The sequence below is a fragment of the Lentzea sp. NPDC059081 genome, assembly GCF_042738015.1.
In the GTDB taxonomy this organism is placed as follows: domain Bacteria; phylum Actinomycetota; class Actinomycetes; order Mycobacteriales; family Pseudonocardiaceae; genus Lentzea.
This window is the reverse complement of record NZ_JBHYGW010000043.1, coordinates 1-17,134: the sequence shown is the minus strand read 5'-3', so window position 1 is coordinate 17,134 and position 17,134 is coordinate 1. Positions and strand designations below refer to the sequence as shown.

Sequence of the window (17,134 nt, the reverse complement as noted above, 5' to 3'; positions counted from 1 at the left end):
CCGGTTCCCCCGGCGGCACCCACGAACAGCCCGTCGTCCCCCTTCGACGCTCTCCCTCAGCGCCTCATCTCAGCACCCGGTTACCCAGGTGACTCCCCCGTCCCACCGCTCAGCCGAGCTGGCCCAGCCGCCGGTGGTCCTCGGCGATCCGCTTGAGCAGCGCCTGCAGCTCCTCGCCGCGCACCGCCATCCTCTCCAGCCGGCCGAACAGCGCGAGGTACTCGCGGACGTCCAGCGGGTCGGTGATGGTGGCGTTGCCGGTCAGCACGCTGACCGTGACGACGCGCTCGTCGTAGATCTGGAAACCGTGCAGCGCCACGGCGTTCGCGTCCGCCGTCCAGGGCACGACGCCCAGGCGGACGTTCGGTCTGCGCTGGATCGCGGCCAGGTGCTCGACCTGTTCCGCCATCTGTTCGGGCGAGCCCATCCGCCAGCGCAGCGCGCTCTCGGACAGCACGAACACGAACTGCTTGGCCAGGTCGTCCATCCTGGACCGGCGCACGCGCAGCGCCGACACCGCCGCCTCCTGCTCCGAAGGCGGCATCGTCCCCAGCACGATCCGCAGGTAGGCCTCGGACTGCAACAGCGAGGGCACCAGGTTGACCTGGAAGAACCTCGACGTCGCGGCCCGCGCCTCCACGCGGCTGATCGTCTGCTGGTGGCGGTGCGCCCCGCGGTGCAGCACGACGCGACGGGTCTCCGCCTCAGCGTGCAGCGATCTGGCGAGTTCGACCAGTTCGATGCGCGTCTCCCTCGAAGCGGCCAACTCCGCCACGAGACGCTCCACGTCCGCGACGGACGGGAGCAGCATGCCGTTCTCGATCTTCGACAGCTTGGACTGGCTCATCCCGGTGGCACGGGCGGTGGCCGTGCCGGTCATCTTCGCCTCGGTGCGCAACCGGCGTAGTTCACGCGAAAGCCGTTCTCTCGCTAATCGCGAACGCTCAGGTGCGGTCATGGTTCGCACCGTAACCATTCACACTCGGCGAGACGATCGGCCATAGGCGGGGACTTGACTCGCAGTTGACACCTCCAGGTGGGTGATCTCACCTACCTGGAATCGCTTTGTGCTGGTGTTACGTCTCGATCCGCCCCGGAAATGCACCCGAAAGTTGTAACCGAAAGCTATTCCCGGCCAAGTGGAAACGACATCGATTGTCCGGCCCGGACAAACGTGCGCAGTTTTTGTCACTCTTTTGTCCACGAATTCGCGGGACTTCGAGCAGGTGGCCGACTAAACACCTCGTTTAGTGCGCAACTGCGAAACGGACTTGAACACAAGCAATACCGTACGCAATGCGAAGCAGATCACGCCACGGACGAGCGCCACCGCCGAGCGCGGTGACGGGAAGGCGGCCCGCCGGAGCGCGGGCGGCCTGGGTCAGCCGACGGCCTTCCAGCCGTCGGCCAGCAGCCGGCGGGTCTCCCCCAGCAGCTGCGGCAGCACCTTGGTGTGCCCGATGACGGGCATGAAGTTCGCGTCGCCGCCCCACCGCGGCACGACGTGCTGGTGCAGGTGCGCGGCGATCCCGGCGCCCGCGACGACGCCCTGGTTCATGCCGACGTTGAACCCGTGCGGCGCGGCCACGTGCCGGCCGACCCGCATCGCCTTCTGGGTGAACGCGGCGAACTCGGCCGTCTCGGACGCCGTCAGGTCCGTGTAGTCCGGCACGTGCCGGTACGGCAGCACCATCAGGTGGCCTGGGTTGTACGGGTACAGGTTCAGCACCGCGAAGACCTCGGCGCCGCGCGCGATGATCAGACCGTCCTCGTCGGACAGCGACACCACGCGGCAGAACGGGCACCCGGCCGGCTCGTCGCCCTCGGCCTTGCCCGCGCCCTGCACGTAGGACAGGCGGTGCGGGGTCCACAGGCGCTGCAACGCGTCCGGGACCCCGATGCCGTCCTGCTGCGAGAACTCAGGCGTCACGAGAGCAGTTCCGCCGTGGGCGAGGCGTTCTCACGGCGCCCCACCCAGTCGACGATCTGCTCGACGGCCCGCTCGACCGGCACGCCGTTGATCTGCGTGCCGTCGCGGAACCGGAACGACACCGCGTTCGCCTCCACGTCCTTGGCACCGGCCAGGAGCATGAACGGCACCTTCTGCAGCGTGTGGTTGCGGATCTTCTTCTGCATGCGGTCGTCGGACGCGTCGACGTCGACCCGGATGCCCTTCTTGCGCAACGTCTCCCGCACCGCGAACAGGTGGTCGGCGTTCTCCGAGGTCACCGGGATGCCCATGACCTGCACCGGCGCGAGCCAGGCGGGGAACGCGCCCGCGTAGTGCTCGGTCATCACGCCGAAGAAGCGCTCCACCGACCCGAACAGCGCGCGGTGGATCATGACCGGGCGCACGCGCGAGCCGTCCGGCCCGGTGTACTCGAGCTCGAAGCGCTCCGGCAGGTTGAAGTCGAGCTGGATGGTCGACATCTGCCAGGTGCGGCCGAGCGCGTCGCGGCACTGCACGGAGATCTTCGGGCCGTAGAACGCGGCGCCGCCGGGGTCGGGCACGAGCTCGAGACCGGACTCCTGCGCCACCGACGCGAGCGTCTCGGTCGCCTCGTCCCAGATCTCGTCCGAACCCACGTACTTCTCCGGGTTCTTGGTCGAGAGCTCCAGGTAGAAGTCGTCGAGGCCGTAGTCGCGCAGCAGGTCGAGCACGAACGTGAGCAGCGACCTCAGCTCGTCGCGGACCTGGTCCTTGGTGCAGAAGATGTGCGCGTCGTCCTGCGTCATGCCGCGCACGCGGGTGAGGCCGTGCACCACACCGGACTTCTCGTACCGGTAGACGCCGCCGAACTCGAACATGCGCAGCGGCAGCTCGCGGTACGAACGGCCGCGCGACTTGAAGATCAGGTCGTGGAACGGGCAGTTCATCGGCTTGAGGTAGTAGTCCTGGCCCGGCTTGCGGACGGTGCCGTCCTCGTTGAGCTCGGCGTCGAGGTGCATCGCCGGGTACATGCCGTCCTTGTACCAGTCGAGGTGGCCGGAGACCTCGAACAGGTTGCCCTTGGTGATGTGGGGCGAGTAGACGAACTCGTAGCCCTCTTCGGTGTGCCGCTGGCGGGAGTAGTCCTCCATCGCCTTGCGGATGATGCCGCCCTTGGGGTGGAAGACCGCGAGGCCGGAGCCGATCTCGTCCGGGAACGAGAACAGGTCGAGCTCGACGCCCAGCTTGCGGTGGTCGCGGCGCTCGGCCTCGGCCAGGCGCTCCAGGTAGGCGTCCTGCGCCTCCTGCGACTCCCACGCGGTGCCGTAGATGCGCTGCAGCTGCGGGTTGTTCTCGTTGCCGCGCCAGTACGCCGCCGCCACGCGGGTCAGCTTGAACGCCGGGATGTGCTTGGTGGTCGGCACGTGCGGGCCGCGGCACAGGTCGCCCCACACCTGGTCGCCCGAGCGCGGGTCGACGTTGTCGTAGATCGTCAGCTCGCCGCCGCCGACCTCCATGACCTCGCTGGTGTCGACGTCGCTCTTGATGTCGACGAGCTCCAGCTTGAACGGCTCGGCGGCCAGCTCGGCCTTCGCGGCGTCGACCGACTCGACGACGCGGCGCGAGAACCGCTGCGAGGACTTCACGATCTGCTTCATGCGCTTCTCGAGCGCCTGCAGGTCCTCCGGCGTGAAGGGCTTCTCGACCTGGAAGTCGTAGTAGAAGCCGTCCTTCACGGGCGGGCCGATGCCGAGCTTGGCCTCGGGGAACTGCTGCTGCACCGCCTGCGCCAGCACGTGCGCGGCGGAGTGGCGGATGACGCTGCGGCCGTCCTCGGTGTCCGCGGCGACGGCCTCGACCTCGACGTCGACCTGCGGGGTCCACGACAGGTCGCGCAGGTGGCCCTCGGCGTCGCGGACGACGACGATCGCGTCGGACCCCTTGCCGGGCAGACCGGCCTCGCGCACGGCCGTGCCCGCCGTCGTCCCAGCCGGAACCACCACGCGCGGCGGGTTCTGGGCGAGGGCTGGACGCGACTCGGACACGATGACTCCTAGCTGGTGGTGTTGGTGTTCGATCAGATGTTATCGGTGCTCAAGATGGACATGACGATCGCGTCGTGGAAGACGCCGTCCCAGAGCAGCGCGTCCCGCAACCGGCCTTCCTCGCGGAAGCCGAGCTTCTTGTACACGTGGATGGCCCGCTCGTTGAAGTCGTAGACCTCGAGGTCGACCCGGTGCAGGTCGAGCACGGTGAACGCGTGGTCGAGGACGTGCCGGATCGCGATCGTCCCGTAGCCCTTGCCGAAACCGTCCCACAACGCGATCCGCATGCCGGCCGACCGGTTGTCCTGGTCGACGGTGAGGACGACCTCGCCGAGGAACCTCCCGTCCGCGGTGATGGCGCGGGTGTAGCGGTTCGGGTCGTTCAGGGTCCGCTCGACGTACGCCTCGTAATCCGCGAGCGTGAACGTGGCGTGCGTGCCGGTGAGGCGGTCGACCTCGGCGTCGTTCGGGCCGCCGGCGGCCATCGCCTGCGCGAACTCCATGCGGAGCGGGACGAGTTCCATGCGTCCGATTGAAGCCGGTGCGCGCAAGTGGATTCCCGGGGAACCGGGCGGGCGGACGGCGCGTCCGAGGTGCGATGGTTGACTCGATCGGGTGGTTACGCAGCCGGTTCTGAGTGGTTTTTCGGATGCGTCGCGGTGGCCGGAGCGAGCAGTCTGTGTTCCCCGCCGCCGAACGGAGCACCGATCATGCACGTCGTCGTCGAATGCCCGGTCCGCCTCACCGAGTCCAACCGGGACGAGCTGCGCCTGCTGTACGCCGACCTGCGCGAGCACTACGCGCGCCGCGACGCCCGTGACGGCACGCTCACGACCCTGCACTTCCTGTGGTCCGGTGTGCTCGACGACGAGCTCTTCGGCGCGACCTACGCCGACCAGCGGCACGTTTTCGCTGGTTCCAGGCCTGTGCTGAACTCAGCGCGGGACGGCGCCGAGCTTCAGGAAACGAACAGGTGGCTGTCAGCCCCAGCTCAGCCGAACGGCGCATCGTTGAGGACATGAGCGAGCAGGGACCGACGCCCCCACCGCAGGGGCCGTCGAGCAACGAACCGCAGGCGGCCCGGCCTGCACCGGAGCAGGCGACGACCCCGCTGCCGGCCGACGCACCGGCCACGCCTGGTCAGCACCCGGCGACCACCCCGCAGCCGACCGCCGAGCTGCCTCAGCAACCGGCGCCCCAGCAACCCGCGCCCCAGCAACCGACGGCGGCGCAGCCCACCGCGGAGCACGCCGCCGCGGCACCGCCTCCGCCGCCTCCTCCGGCCGCTGGGGTTCCCGTGACCGCCGTCCCCGCCCAGCCGGGCCGGGTGCGCCGGTTCGCCGGTCACCGGGCCACTCAGCTGGTCGCGGTGGGCCTGCTGGGCCTCGTGCTCGGCGGTGGCGTCGTGGGAGCCGTCGCGGCCAACCGGTTCGACCACCGCGGCGGGCCCGGCCACGTGCGGATGTACGAGCGCGGCGACCGCGGCCCTGACCGCGGCGGGGCAGACCAGCGCGGGCCGTTCGGCGACCGCGGGCCCGACCGGGGTGACAGGGGCGACCGCTTCGAGCGGTGACAGACGAGTGCACGACCCGCGTCACTGCCCGAACCCCGACGACACGGGTCGTGCGCTCCCCAAGAACCAGGGACGCGCGCCACGGCCGGATCAAACCCCCTCGTTCTGCCGTGGCGTGCGTTCCGCCCAGTTTCTGTCAGCCCTGCGGCCCCAGCCGGATCGACATGAGCTGGCGGCGCAGCACCTTGCCGGTCGCGTTGCGCGGCAGCTGCGGCACGACCACGACCTCGCGCGGGACCTTGTGCCGCGCGAGGCGGGTGCGCACGAACTCGCGCAGCTCCCGCACGTCGATCCGGGTGCCCGCCACCGGCACGACGAACGCGCGCAGCCGTTGGCCGTACTCGGGGTCCGGCACGCCGAGCACCGCGGCGTCGCGCACGCGGTAGTGCGTCATCAGCAGGTTCTCGACCTCGACCGGGTACACGTTCTCGCCGCCGGAGACGATCATGTCGTCCTCCCGGCCGTCGAAGTACAGCCGGCCGCTGGGGTCGAAGTGCCCGAGGTCGCCGGTCGCGACGAGCCCGTCGATGGAGTCCTTCTGCGTGCCGTCGGTGTAGAGGTCGACGGTGAGCGAGCCGCGCACGTAGATCCGGCCCGTCACGAACGACCGCGTGATGCGGGTCCCGTCCTCGTCGTAGAGGCGCACGATGCAGTTGTGCGGCGGCAGGCCGACGCTGGACGGCGCCGCGGCGAGGTCCTCCGGCGTCGCGACGGTGGCGACGGCGACCTCCGTCGAGCCGTAGAGGTTGTAGAGCACCGGCCCGAGCGTCGCCATGGTGCGCTCCACGAGCTCCGGCGCGATCGGCGACCCGGAGGAGAACACGACGTTCAGGTGCCGCAGGTCGTACGAGTCGATCACGGACCGGTCCAGCTCCATGATCCGCTGCAGCATCGTCGGGACCAGCACCAGCGTCGTGCACCGCTGGCCCTGCACCGACCACAGCGTCTTGCGCGGGTCGAACCGGCGGTGCAGCACGGCGCGCGAGCCCAGCGACATCGCGAGCGTCAGGTGCGAGTAGCCGACCGAGTGGAAGATCGGGGCGGCGATGAACGTCGACTCGTTCGCCACCATCGGGATCCGGTCGAGGAAGTCCGACGCCGTCAGCACGGACTTGATCTCGCGCGCGGTGCCCTTCGGCGTCCCGGTCGTGCCGGACGTCAGCTGGATGACGACACCGGGTTCGCGCGGCGGTTCCAGCTCTCCGCGCGGCGCTTTCGCCACCAGCTGGTCGAGCGTCGGCGTGCGACGGTCCACACCGTCCCGCGACCACGCGAGCCAGCGCGGAATGGACGGCGGCAGCTGGTGGAACAGCGGCGTGAACTCCTCGTCGTGAATGACGAGCGACGCTCTTTCACGGTGCAGGAGATCGAGAATGACGGGCGCGCCGAATCCCGTGTTCACCAACAGCACGCGCACGCCGAGTTTCGCGCACGCCAGCAACGACTCGACCATGCCGCGGTGGTTGCGGCACATCAACGCGACGATGTGCGTGTGTTGCACGCCCAACGCGCGCAATCCTTGCGCGATTGCATTCGAACGCCGGTCGAGTTGCCGGTAAGTCACCGAACCGCGGTCGTCGACGATCGCGACACCGTCCGGGTTCAACCGCACGGAACGGCGCAACGCCGTGACGTTCGGACCCCAGACCTGCACCTCTCTCAACGCCTGCATGGACATCTTCACGTTCGTGAGACTCACCATGCCCGCGGCGGACAAGACACGGAGTGAGTGCACCCGGCCCATGGCGTCGCGAAACACCTTGCGCAACCCTGGCATCAACAGCTCCTCGCGCTGCAAGTCCCCGAGGTGTTCGGACGGTAACTGTCCGCAAGGCCCACGCCAAGTGCTGTTCCCCGCGGAATGAGCATGACAACAGGACAATCATGGGTGCAAACGTTTTCATCCTACCTGGTCCGAGGCGTCCGCTGCCCTTCGCTGCTGCGAACGCGGGAGTCTGACCGGTCAGACCAAGAAGCCGCGCAGCAGTGACGCGGTGCCGTCGAGGTGCTCGGCCATGGCCTGCCGCGCCGACGCCGGATCTCCGTCCAAAATGGAGGTGATGATGCGTTCGTGCTGGGCGTTGGAGTGGACGAGGTTCGGTTCGAGCAGCGGGATGCTGTCGAGCAGCTCGTTGGCGCGCATCCGCGAGTCGGCGACGGCGGCGGTGAGCGCGGCGGACCCGGTCGCCTCGGCGATCGCGAGGTGCAGCCGCGAGTCCTTGCGCCGATATTCAGCAAGCGATGAGGTCGAGGCCTCGTCGAGCCGGGTGCGCAGGCCGCGGCGTTCGGCGGGGCCCAGCGACCGGCCCGCCGCCGTCTCCGCGGCACCGGTCTCCAGCACCTTGCGCAGGGTCAGCACGTCGTGGAGGTCGCCGAACTCCTTGCCGGGAGCGGGCTTCGGGATCTCGGTCCGCACGAACGTGCCGCCGTACCGGCCGCGGCGCGACTCGACGTAGTTGTTCTCCTGCAACGACCTGATGGCCTCGCGCACGGTCACCCGGCTCACGCCGAGCCGGGTGGCCAGGTCCCGTTCGGACGGCAGCCGCTCCCCCGGCGCGACGACGCCGAGCCGGATGGACTGCATGAGCCGTTCGACGGTCTCCTCGAACGCGTTGCCCGCCCGCACCGGGCGGAACAACGCGTCCTGCGCGTGCTCCACCATGGTCTAGAGCGGTGTCACGTACGCGCCGGCGATGCCGCCGTCCACGAGGAAGTTCGAGGCGGTCATGAACGACGAGTCGTCGGAGGCCAGGAACGCGACCGCGGCGGCGATCTCCTCGGGTTCGGCGAACCGTCCCAGCGGGACGTGCACCAGGCGGCGCGCGGCCCGTTCGGGGTCCTTCGCGAACAGCTCCCGCAACAAGGGCGTGTTGACCGGACCGGGCGACAGGGCGTTGACGCGGATGCCCTCGCGCGCGAACTGCACGCCGAGCTCCCGTGACATCGCCAGCACGCCGCCCTTCGACGCCGTGTAGGAGATCTGCGACGTCGCCGCGCCCATCGTCGCGACGAACGACGCGGTGTTGATGATCGAGCCCTTGCCGTTGGCCTGCATGTGCGGGATGGCGTACTTGCAGCACAGGTACACCGACGTGAGGTTCACCTTCTGCACGCGCTCCCACGCCTCGATGCCCGTGGTGAGGATCGAGTCGTCGTCGGGCGGTGAGATGCCGGCGTTGTTGAACGCGATGTCCAGCTTGCCGTAGGTGTCCACAGTGGTCTGGAAGAGCGCTTCGACCTGGTCCTCGTCGGTCACGTCGACCGCGACGGCCAGGCCGCCCACCTCGTCGGCGGCCGCCTTGCCGGTCTCCTCGTCGAGGTCGGCGACGACGACCTTCGCGCCCTCGCTCGCGAACCTGCGCACGGTGGCGAGTCCGATGCCGCTGCCGCCACCCGTCACGACGGCCACGCGGCCCTCGAGTCGCTGCACCATCTGCTGTTCTCCTGTCAGGTTTGCCCGAGTGTCAGATTGCGATGAAGACGTTCTTGACCTCGGTGAACGCGTCGAGCGCGTCCGGTCCGAGCTCCCGGCCGAGACCGGACTGCTTGACGCCGCCGAACGGCGTCCAGTAGCGGACGGACGAATGCGAGTTCACCGAGAGGTTTCCTGCCTCGACGGCCCGCGACACCCGGATCGCGCGTCCGACGTCGTTCGTCCAGATGGAACCGGACAGGCCGTACTCGGAGTCGTTCGCGATCCGGATCGCGTCGGCCTCGTCGGTGAACGGCAGCACGACGACGACCGGCCCGAAGATCTCCTCGGTGACGGTCACGTGGTCGTGGGCGGGCGTGAGGACGGTGGGCGGGAACCAGAACCCCGGTCCGTCCGGTGCCGAGCCGCGGAACGCGACGGGGGCGTCGTCCGGGACGTAAGACGCCACCTTGCCGAGGTGCGCGGCACTGATGAGCGGCCCCATCTCGGTCGCCTCGTCGCCGGGTTCGCCGACCTTCACGCCCTTGACCGCAGGCTCCAGCAGTTCCATGAACCGGTCGTAGACGCTCGCCTGCACGAGGATCCGCGACCGGGCGCAGCAGTCCTGCCCGGCGTTGTCGAACACCCCGTACGGCGCGGTCGCCGCCGCCTTCTCCAGGTCGGAGTCGGCGAAGACGATGTTCGCCGACTTGCCGCCGAGCTCCAGCGTCACCCGCTTCACCTGGTCCGCGCAGCCGGCCATGATCTGCTTGCCGACCTCGGTGGAGCCGGTGAAGACCACCTTGCGCACCACCGGGTGCGTGACGAACCGGTTGCCGACGACGCTGCCCTTGCCCGGCAGCACCTGGAACACGCCCTCCGGGATCCCCGCCTCCAGCGCGAGCTCGCCGAGGCGGATCGCGGTCAGCGGCGTCACCTCGGCGGGCTTGAGCACGACCGTGTTGCCGGCGGCCAGAGCGGGCGCGAAGCCCCACCCCGCGATCGGCATCGGGAAGTTCCACGGCACGATCACGCCGACGACGCCGAGCGGTTCGTGGAACGTGACGTCGAGACCGCCCGCGACCGGGATCTGCTTGCCGAACAGGCGTTCCGGCGCCGCCGAGTAGTACTGCAGGACGTCCCGGACGTTGCCGGCCTCCCACCGCGCGTTGCCGATGGTGTGCCCGGAGTTCTCGACCTCCAGCCGCGCCAGCTCCTCGTTGTGCGCGTCGACGACCTCGGCGAACTTCCGCAGCAGCCGGGCGCGATCCCCGGGAGCGACGGTCCGCCAGCTCTCGAACGCCCGCTGCGCGCGGAGGATCGCCGCGTCCGTCTCCTCGAGCGAGGTGTGCGGCACGGACCGCACGACCTTCTCGGTGGCCGGGTTGATGACGTCGAAGGTCACGCTTTGCTCCTCGCGAACTCTCGGGCGGCCTCTACCAGCGCCTCGAACAGCCTCAGGTCCTCGATGTCCTGCTCCGGGTGCGACTGGACGCCGACGACGAACCGCGCGCCATCCAGCTCGACGGCCTCGACCGTCCCGTCGGGGGCCTTGGCCGTGACCCGCAGGCCGTCCGCGACCCGGTCCAGCGACTGGTGGTGGTGGCACTGGACGTTGGTGCGGTCGCCCAGGATCGAGTGCAGCCGGGTGTCCGCCGAGACCTCGACGTCGGTGTGCTCGAAGACGCCGGGTGCCGGGTTGTGGCCCTCGATGTGCTGGTGCAGCGTGCCGCCCAGCGTGACGTTGAGCACCTGCATGCCGCGGCACACACCGAACACCGGCAGGTCGAGCTTCAGCGCGGCGTCGACGAGCGCGAACTCCGAGTCGTCGCGGTCGCGGCGCGGTTCCCCGGTCCTCTCGTGCTTCTCGGCCCCGTACGCCGCGGGGTCGATGTCCGCGCCGCCCGCGATGACCAGCCCGTCGAGGAACGCGATGTTCTCGGCGTTCCAGGTGCCGACCGGCGGCAGCATCACCGGGGTGCCGCCCGCCCTGACCACGCAGTCGAGGTAGCCGCGGTAGAGCACCGCGGCCTCCACGTCCCAGTGGCCGAAGCGCGTGCGCTCCAGGTAGGTGCTGATGCCGACGAGTGGTTCAGAGGCGCTCAAACCCGCGCACCTTCTCCCAGTCCGTGATCGCCGCGTCGAACGCGGTCAGCTCGACCTTCGCGGCGTTGCGGTAGTGCTCGACGACGTCCTCGCCGAACGCGGACCGCGCGATCTCGCTGCCGGCGAGCAGGTCCGCGGCCTCCCGCAACGTGGTCGGCACCGTCGGCCGGTCGGACGCGTAGGCGTTGCCGACGAACTCGTCCTCGAGCTCCAGCTCCTGCTCGACGCCGTGCAGGCCGGCCGCGATCAGCGCCGCCACCGCGAGGTACGGGTTCACGTCACCGCCGGGCACCCGGTTCTCGAACCTCAGCGACTGGCCGTGCCCGACGACCCGCAGCGCGCACGTGCGGTTGTCCCGGCCCCACGCCACCGCCGTCGGCGCGAACGAGCCCTGCACGAACCGCTTGTAGGAGTTGATGTTCGGCGCGAGGAAGTAGGTGAGCTCCCGCAGCGCGGCCAGCTGGCCCGCGAGGAAGTGCTTCATCAGCTTCGACATGCCGTGGCCCTCGGCGAACACCGGGTCGCCGTCCTTCGAGCGCAACGACAGGTGGATGTGGCAGGAGTTGCCCTCGCGTTCGTTGTACTTCGCCATGAACGTGAGCGACTTGCCCTGCTGCGCCGCGATCTCCTTGGCGCCGTTCTTGTAGATCGCGTGCTGGTCGCACGTCCGCAGCGCCGTCGTGTAGCGGAAGGCGATCTCGTGCTGGCCGGGGTTGCACTCGCCCTTGGCCGACTCGACGACCATGCCCGCGCCCGTCATGCCGTTGCGGATGGCGCGCAGCAACGGCTCGACGCGGGCGGTGCCGAGCAGCGAGTAGTCGACGTTGTACTGGTTGGACGGCGTGAGGTTCCGGTAGCCGGAGCTCCAGGCCTGCTCGTAGGTGTCGTCGAAGACGATGAACTCGAGCTCGGTGCCGACGTACGCCTCCAGCCCCAGCTCGGAGAGGCGGTCGAGCTGCTTGCGCAGGATCTGCCGGGGAGACGCGACGACCGGGTCGTCGTTCTCCCAGACGAGGTCGCACATGACGAGCGCGGTGCCCTCCTGCCACGGGACGCGCCGCAGCGTCGCGATGTCCGGCTTCATGACGAAGTCGCCGTACCCGCGGTCCCAGCTCGACATCGCGTAGCCGCTGACCGGGTTCATCTCGACGTCGACCGCGAGGAGGTAGTTGCAGCCCTCGGCGGAGTGCCCGAGGACCTCGTCGAGGAAGTACCGAGCGGCGCACCGCTTGCCCTGCAGGCGCCCCTGCATGTCCACGATCGCGACCAGGACGGTGTCGATCTCCCCCGCGTCCACGGCCGCGCGCAACTCCTCGACGGTCAGCATCCCGCGTTCCTCCAAAGGTCTGTCTGCGAGCCATTGGCCGCACCATCTTGACACCACGGGGTGACGAGCGCCACCCTCAGCCACCGTCTAAAGGACTGGACGGAGTCCAATCGAGGAGGACGCCGATGAGTCACGAAACAGACAGTCCTGCCACCGGAAAATCCGCTGACGAACAACGGCTGCACGAGCTGGGCTACGCCCAGGAGCTGTCCCGGACGATGTCCGGGTTCTCCAACTTCGCGGTGTCGTTCACCATCATCTCGATCCTCTCCGGCTGCCTGACCCTCTACGGCTTCGGCATGAACACCGGCGGCCCTGCCCTGATCGTGTGGGGCTGGCCGTTCGTCGGGCTCATGACGCTCATCGTCGGCCTCGCCATGGCCGAGGTCTGCTCCAGCTACCCGACGGCGGGTGGCCTCTACTACTGGGCCGCGAAACTGGCGCCGAGCAACGGCGCCGCCTGGTCGTGGTTCACCGGCTGGTTCAACTTCCTCGGCCAGGTCGCCGTCACGGCGGGCATCGACTTCGGCGCGGCGTTCTTCATCAACGCGTTCCTCGACCTCCAGTTCGGCTTCGCGGCCACTCCCCCGCACACGATCCTGATCTTCGCCATCGTGCTGGTGCTGCACGGCCTGCTGAACACGTTCGGCGTGAAGCTGGTCGCGCTGCTCAACGACATCAGCGTGTGGTGGCACATCGTCGGCGTGGTGGTCATCGTCGGCGCGCTGGTGATCCTGCCCTCGGAGCACCAGTCCGCCTCGTTCGTCTTCACCCACTTCGTCAACAACACCGGCTGGTCCTCGGCGTTCTACGTGGGCCTGCTCGGCCTGCTGCTGGCGCAGTACACGTTCACCGGCTACGACGCCTCGGCGCACATGACCGAGGAGACCCACGACGCGGCCCGCAGCGGCCCGCGCGGCATCGTGATGTCGATCGTCGTGTCGCTCATCGCGGGCTGGGTGCTGCTGGTCGGCATCACGTTCGCGATCCGGGACTACGACGGCGCCCTGTCCAGCGCCACCGGCGTGCCCCCGGCGCAGATCTTCATCGACGCCCTGGGACTCACCGGCGGCAAGCTGTTGCTGCTGATCGCGATCGGCGCGCAGCTGTTCTGCGGCATGTCGTCGGTGACGGCGAACTCCCGCATGATCTACGCCTTCTCCCGCGACGGCGCACTGCCGGCGTCGGCGTTCTGGCACAAGATCAACAAGCGCACCCGGACGCCCACCAACGCGATCTGGCTGGCCGCCGGTGGTGCGCTCGTGCTCGGCCTGCCGTACCTGTGGAACCCGACCGCTTATGCCGCGGTGACCTCCATCGCGGTGATCGGGCTCTACATCGCCTACGTGCTGCCGACTTTGCTGCGGTTGCTGCAGGGCGAACGGTTCCAGCGCGGGCCGTGGCACCTCGGCCGCTTCAGCCGGCCGATCGGTGTGGTCGCCGTCGCCTGGGTCGTGTTCATCAGCGTGTTGTTCATGTTGCCGCAGGCGAGTCCGGTCACCGCGAAGACGTTCAACTACACGCCTGTCGCCGTGTTGGTGGTGCTCGGGTTCGCCGGTGTGTGGTGGCTCGTGTCCGCTCGCAAGTGGTTCAAGGGGCCCACTGTTCAGGGGACTCCTGAGGAACTGGCTGCTATCGAACGGGATCTCGACTCGGTGTGACGCTGTTGCGTGGCACTTCCGCGTAGTGTGCGGGAGTGCCACGTGCGGTGATTTTCGGGGGTCGTGGGCTTATCGGCGGTGCTGTTAGGCGTCGACTGGTGGCTGCTGGGTGGGTTGTGGATGCGCCTGGGCGTTCGGTGGATCGGTACGACCCTGTTGCGATCGGTCGCGTTTTCGGTGATGGTGCCGATCTGCTTGTCGACTGTCTTTGTTACACGGCTGAGCATGCGCGGTCGTTGTTGCCGTTGGCGCGCAATGCGACTTCTACCGTGATGATGTCGTCGAAGGCCGTGTACGTGGATTCATCTGGGCGTCATGTGAACTCTGCTGAGGCTCCTCGGTTTGACGGTCCTGTTGCTGAGGATCAGCCGACGCTTGCGCCTGGTTCGATGGATTTCATGTCCGCTGAGGGGTACGGGCCCAACAAGGTGGCCGCGGAGCGGGTGTTGCTCGACAGCGGGGTGCCGGTGTCCGTTCTTCGACCGTCCAAAGTGCACGGGCCGGGGAACAAGCGGCCGTTGGAGTCCTACTTCGTCGACCGGGTGTTGGCCGGGGAGCCTGAGATCGTGCTCGCCTGCCGTGGTGAAGGGACTGATCATCCGTCTGCTGCGGTCAACATCGCTGCGCTTGTCGAGGCTGTTGCCTTGCGTCCTGGGTGTCGGGTGGTGAACGCTGCCGATCCGGATGCTCCCAGCGGGTTGGAGATCTCTCGGATCGTTGCTCGGTTTTTCGGGCATTCGTGGCGGGAGGTGTTGTTGTCGGATGAGTCCGGTGGGCGGCATCCCTGGCATCGGGTTCCGCCTGTGGTTTTGGATACCTCGGCTGGGGTTGCGTTGGGGTATCGGCCTGTTGGGGGTTATGCGGAGACGGTTGTGGAGACGTTGCGGGAGTTGGGTTCTAGGGGTTCCAGCGTGGTCCCGTTAGGCTGAGACCCGTTTCTGTTCCAGCGTGGTCGTGCACCTCGGACGAATCAGCGGGGTTCATCGCCGCTTCGCGACGATTGCGATTGGGGCTTGACTTCGGGGCCCTTGCGAGGCGCTTGGTCGGCCGGAAAAGGCCGGATGCTTCGCACCCGGCCGATCCACGAGTGGTAGCACCTCGCACCCAAAGTCAAGCCCCAATCGCCTAACCACGAGTGGGTTCACCGCTACCCATCGAGGCAAGGTCTGTACGGCTCGCCTTCGGCGTCGCGGTCGCGAGTGCGTGGGGGGTTGTTACTGCTCGCCTTCGGCATCGCTTGGGGCCTCGGCTTCGCCATTGGCGCGTGGCTCCCCTCCCCTCCCCCGCCCTTGTTGGCGGCGGTCGTGGTCACATCTGCTCACGACCCTGTTTCCAGCTGGTCGTGGCAGGATCGGGGCGTGAGTGACATTCAACGTGTGGGAGTCGTCGGTTCCGGCCTCATGGGCTCCGGGATCGCCGAGGTGAGTGCCCGGGCCGGGCTCGACGTCATCGTCGTCGAGGTCAACGCGGGGGCGGCCGAGGCTGCGCAGGGGCGGATCGCCACCTCGCTCGCCCGGGGTGTGAAGTCCGGCAAGCTCGGTGAGGAGGAGCGGGAGGCTGCTCTCGGGCGGATCCGGTTCACCACCGACATCGGCGAGTTCGCCGACCGGCAGTTCGTGGTCGAGGCGGTTGCCGAGAACGAGCAGGTCAAGACCGAGATCTTTGCCTCGCTCGACAAGGTGGTGACGGACGAGGGCGCCATTTTCGCGTCCAACACGTCGTCGATTCCCATCATGAAGCTCGGCATGGCGACCAACCGGCCCGAGCAGGTCATCGGCGTGCACTTCTTCAACCCCGTGCCGGTGCTGAAGCTCGTGGAGATCGTGCCGTCGTTGCTGACCGGGGCGACCACGCAGGACCGTGCCGAGGCGTTCGTGCGCGAGACCCTGCACAAGGAGGTCATCCGCTCGCAGGACCGCGCCGGGTTCGTGGTCAACGCGTTGCTGATCCCGTACCTGCTGTCCTCGATCCGGATGCTCGAGTCGGGCTTCGCGTCGGCCGACGACATCGACAACGGCATGGTGCTGGGCTGTGCGCACCCGATGGGGCCGCTGCGCCTCACCGACCTGATCGGCCTCGACACCACCAAGGCCATCGCCGAGTCGATGTACGACGAGTTCAAGGAGCCGCTGTATTCGCCGCCGCCGTTGCTGCTGCGCATGGTGGACGCGGGTCTGCTGGGCAAGAAGTCGGGACGCGGCTTCCACAACTACGCCAAGTGACCTGGACCGTCGACGGCGACCACCTCGCGGCGGACGAGGTGGTCGCGGTGTTGCGCGGCAGGATCGCCGGCGGGCGGCTGGAGACGTGGCTGAGCGGTGAGCCCGAGCGCAGGATCGCCTTCGTCACCAACAACGACCGCGCGATGGTCATGCTGCTCGATGAACCCGACGACCCCGGTGAGCACGCCACCGATCCCGGTGCGGAGGGCACCAGCGACGGGTTCCTGCTCTCCAACGGCCAGAACGACACGTACCAGAACTCCGACACGGTGCCGCTCGACCGGGCGCTGGCCATCGTCGAGCACCTCGTGGGCCACGGCAGCTGGCCGGAGGACGCGCACCGCGTCAGTGATCGCTAGACCGGGCCCCGCCGCGCCCGAGATGATGATCGAGTGCTGGCCGACATCGCAAGCAACGTCATCGCGAACATCGTGTTCTGGCTCGGGCTCGGACTGGTGGCCGCGGCCACCGTGCGGGTGGGGCAGCGGCGGTTCCGCCGGTTCTTCGGGCTGACCTCCACCGAGCAGCTGGCCGTGTGCCTGTCGAACACCTGGAACGCGCAGGCGAGCGCGCGGCCGCGGGGGTACTCGGCCTCCCTGCACGAGCTGCGGGCGGCGGAGGCGGTGACCCGGCTGTTCGGCTCCGCGTCGTTCCGGCTGCCGGACATGGTCCGCGGGCTCGTCGACGCGATCTACCTGGGCGGCCACCGCTACGACTTCCACCTCACGGTGAGCCCGGCGACCACCGACGACCCCAAGCCACCTGCGGCGTCTAAACATCCAACCGTGCTGGTGAATGCCGCAGTGCGCATCCGCGTTGGCACGATATACCTAGAAGAGGACGTGGTAACTCTGTGGT

The 17,134-nt window shown here is 68.5% G+C and carries 16 protein-coding genes; 6 read left to right on the top strand and 10 right to left on the bottom strand.

Features of this window, described 5'->3' with window-relative positions; genetic code table 11:
* Nucleotides 1–109 precede the first annotated feature (109 nt).
* From ACFWV3_RS42855 to ACFWV3_RS42840, 4 genes are all read right to left on the bottom strand, one after another.
* Nucleotides 110–958: a helix-turn-helix domain-containing protein gene (locus ACFWV3_RS42855; RefSeq protein WP_382419717.1), complete on the bottom strand. Its 849-nt coding sequence runs from the start codon at nucleotides 956–958 to the stop codon at nucleotides 110–112.
* A 423-nt stretch (nucleotides 959–1,381) separates the two neighbouring features.
* On the bottom strand, nucleotides 1,382–1,930 hold the full coding sequence (locus ACFWV3_RS42850; RefSeq protein ID WP_382419716.1) for an HIT family protein: 549 nt from the start codon (nucleotides 1,928–1,930) through the stop codon (nucleotides 1,382–1,384).
* Nucleotides 1,927–3,933, bottom strand: a complete 2,007-nt coding sequence (thrS, locus tag ACFWV3_RS42845; protein ID WP_382419746.1) for a threonine--tRNA ligase — start codon at nucleotides 3,931–3,933, stop codon at nucleotides 1,927–1,929. The genes ACFWV3_RS42850 and thrS overlap by 4 nt, the downstream gene beginning before the upstream one ends.
* A gap of 74 nt (nucleotides 3,934–4,007) precedes the next feature.
* Nucleotides 4,008–4,499, bottom strand: a complete 492-nt coding sequence (locus ACFWV3_RS42840) for a GNAT family N-acetyltransferase (RefSeq protein WP_382419715.1) — start codon at nucleotides 4,497–4,499, stop codon at nucleotides 4,008–4,010.
* 186 nt (nucleotides 4,500–4,685) lie between these two features.
* Here ACFWV3_RS42840 and ACFWV3_RS42835 point away from each other — a divergent pair, with 186 nt between their 5' ends.
* Nucleotides 4,686–4,997 (top strand): hypothetical protein, encoded by a 312-nt coding sequence (locus ACFWV3_RS42835; RefSeq protein WP_382419714.1) that lies wholly within the window; start codon nucleotides 4,686–4,688, stop codon nucleotides 4,995–4,997.
* Nucleotides 4,994–5,548 (top strand): hypothetical protein, encoded by a 555-nt coding sequence (locus tag ACFWV3_RS42830; RefSeq protein WP_382419713.1) that lies wholly within the window; start codon nucleotides 4,994–4,996, stop codon nucleotides 5,546–5,548. The genes ACFWV3_RS42835 and ACFWV3_RS42830 overlap by 4 nt, the downstream gene beginning before the upstream one ends.
* 136 nt (nucleotides 5,549–5,684) lie before the next feature.
* Here the strand turns inward: ACFWV3_RS42830 and ACFWV3_RS42825 are convergent, their stop codons facing one another.
* The 6 genes from ACFWV3_RS42825 to ACFWV3_RS42800 form a co-directional block, all read right to left on the bottom strand.
* Nucleotides 5,685–7,325, bottom strand: a complete 1,641-nt coding sequence (locus ACFWV3_RS42825; RefSeq protein WP_382419712.1) for an AMP-binding protein — start codon at nucleotides 7,323–7,325, stop codon at nucleotides 5,685–5,687.
* Between the two features lie 186 nt (nucleotides 7,326–7,511).
* Complete coding sequence (locus ACFWV3_RS42820; RefSeq protein ID WP_382419711.1) at nucleotides 7,512–8,210, bottom strand: FadR/GntR family transcriptional regulator; 699 nt, start codon at nucleotides 8,208–8,210, stop codon at nucleotides 7,512–7,514.
* 3 nt (nucleotides 8,211–8,213) lie between these two features.
* Complete coding sequence (locus ACFWV3_RS42815) at nucleotides 8,214–8,981, bottom strand: 3-oxoacyl-ACP reductase (RefSeq protein ID WP_382419710.1); 768 nt, start codon at nucleotides 8,979–8,981, stop codon at nucleotides 8,214–8,216.
* Between the two features lie 31 nt (nucleotides 8,982–9,012).
* Nucleotides 9,013–10,365 carry an aldehyde dehydrogenase family protein gene (locus ACFWV3_RS42810; protein WP_382419709.1) on the bottom strand — a complete coding sequence of 451 codons (1,353 nt, stop codon included), beginning with the start codon at nucleotides 10,363–10,365 and terminating at the stop codon, nucleotides 9,013–9,015.
* Complete coding sequence (locus tag ACFWV3_RS42805) at nucleotides 10,362–11,066, bottom strand: gamma-glutamyl-gamma-aminobutyrate hydrolase family protein (protein ID WP_382419708.1); 705 nt, start codon at nucleotides 11,064–11,066, stop codon at nucleotides 10,362–10,364. The genes ACFWV3_RS42810 and ACFWV3_RS42805 overlap by 4 nt, the downstream gene beginning before the upstream one ends.
* The gene (locus ACFWV3_RS42800) at nucleotides 11,053–12,393 is read right to left on the bottom strand and encodes a glutamine synthetase family protein (RefSeq protein WP_382419707.1); all 1,341 of its coding nucleotides are present in this window, start codon (nucleotides 12,391–12,393) and stop codon (nucleotides 11,053–11,055) included. Before ACFWV3_RS42800 ends, ACFWV3_RS42805 begins: the two co-directional genes overlap by 14 nt.
* A 125-nt stretch (nucleotides 12,394–12,518) precedes the next feature.
* Between ACFWV3_RS42800 and ACFWV3_RS42795 the strand changes: the two genes are divergently transcribed.
* From ACFWV3_RS42795 to ACFWV3_RS42780, 4 genes are all read left to right on the top strand, one after another.
* Nucleotides 12,519–14,054 (top strand): amino acid permease, encoded by a 1,536-nt coding sequence (locus tag ACFWV3_RS42795; RefSeq protein WP_382419706.1) that lies wholly within the window; start codon nucleotides 12,519–12,521, stop codon nucleotides 14,052–14,054.
* 1,358 nt (nucleotides 14,055–15,412) lie between these two features.
* On the top strand, nucleotides 15,413–16,276 hold the full coding sequence (locus ACFWV3_RS42790) for a 3-hydroxybutyryl-CoA dehydrogenase (RefSeq protein WP_382419705.1): 864 nt from the start codon (nucleotides 15,413–15,415) through the stop codon (nucleotides 16,274–16,276).
* Nucleotides 16,273–16,635, top strand: coding sequence for a hypothetical protein (locus ACFWV3_RS42785; protein ID WP_382419704.1), 363 nt, complete (start codon nucleotides 16,273–16,275; stop codon nucleotides 16,633–16,635). Before ACFWV3_RS42790 ends, ACFWV3_RS42785 begins: the two co-directional genes overlap by 4 nt.
* A 33-nt stretch (nucleotides 16,636–16,668) precedes the next feature.
* Nucleotides 16,669–17,134: hypothetical protein (locus ACFWV3_RS42780; protein WP_382419703.1), on the top strand; the 466-nt coding region annotated here is incomplete at its 3' end.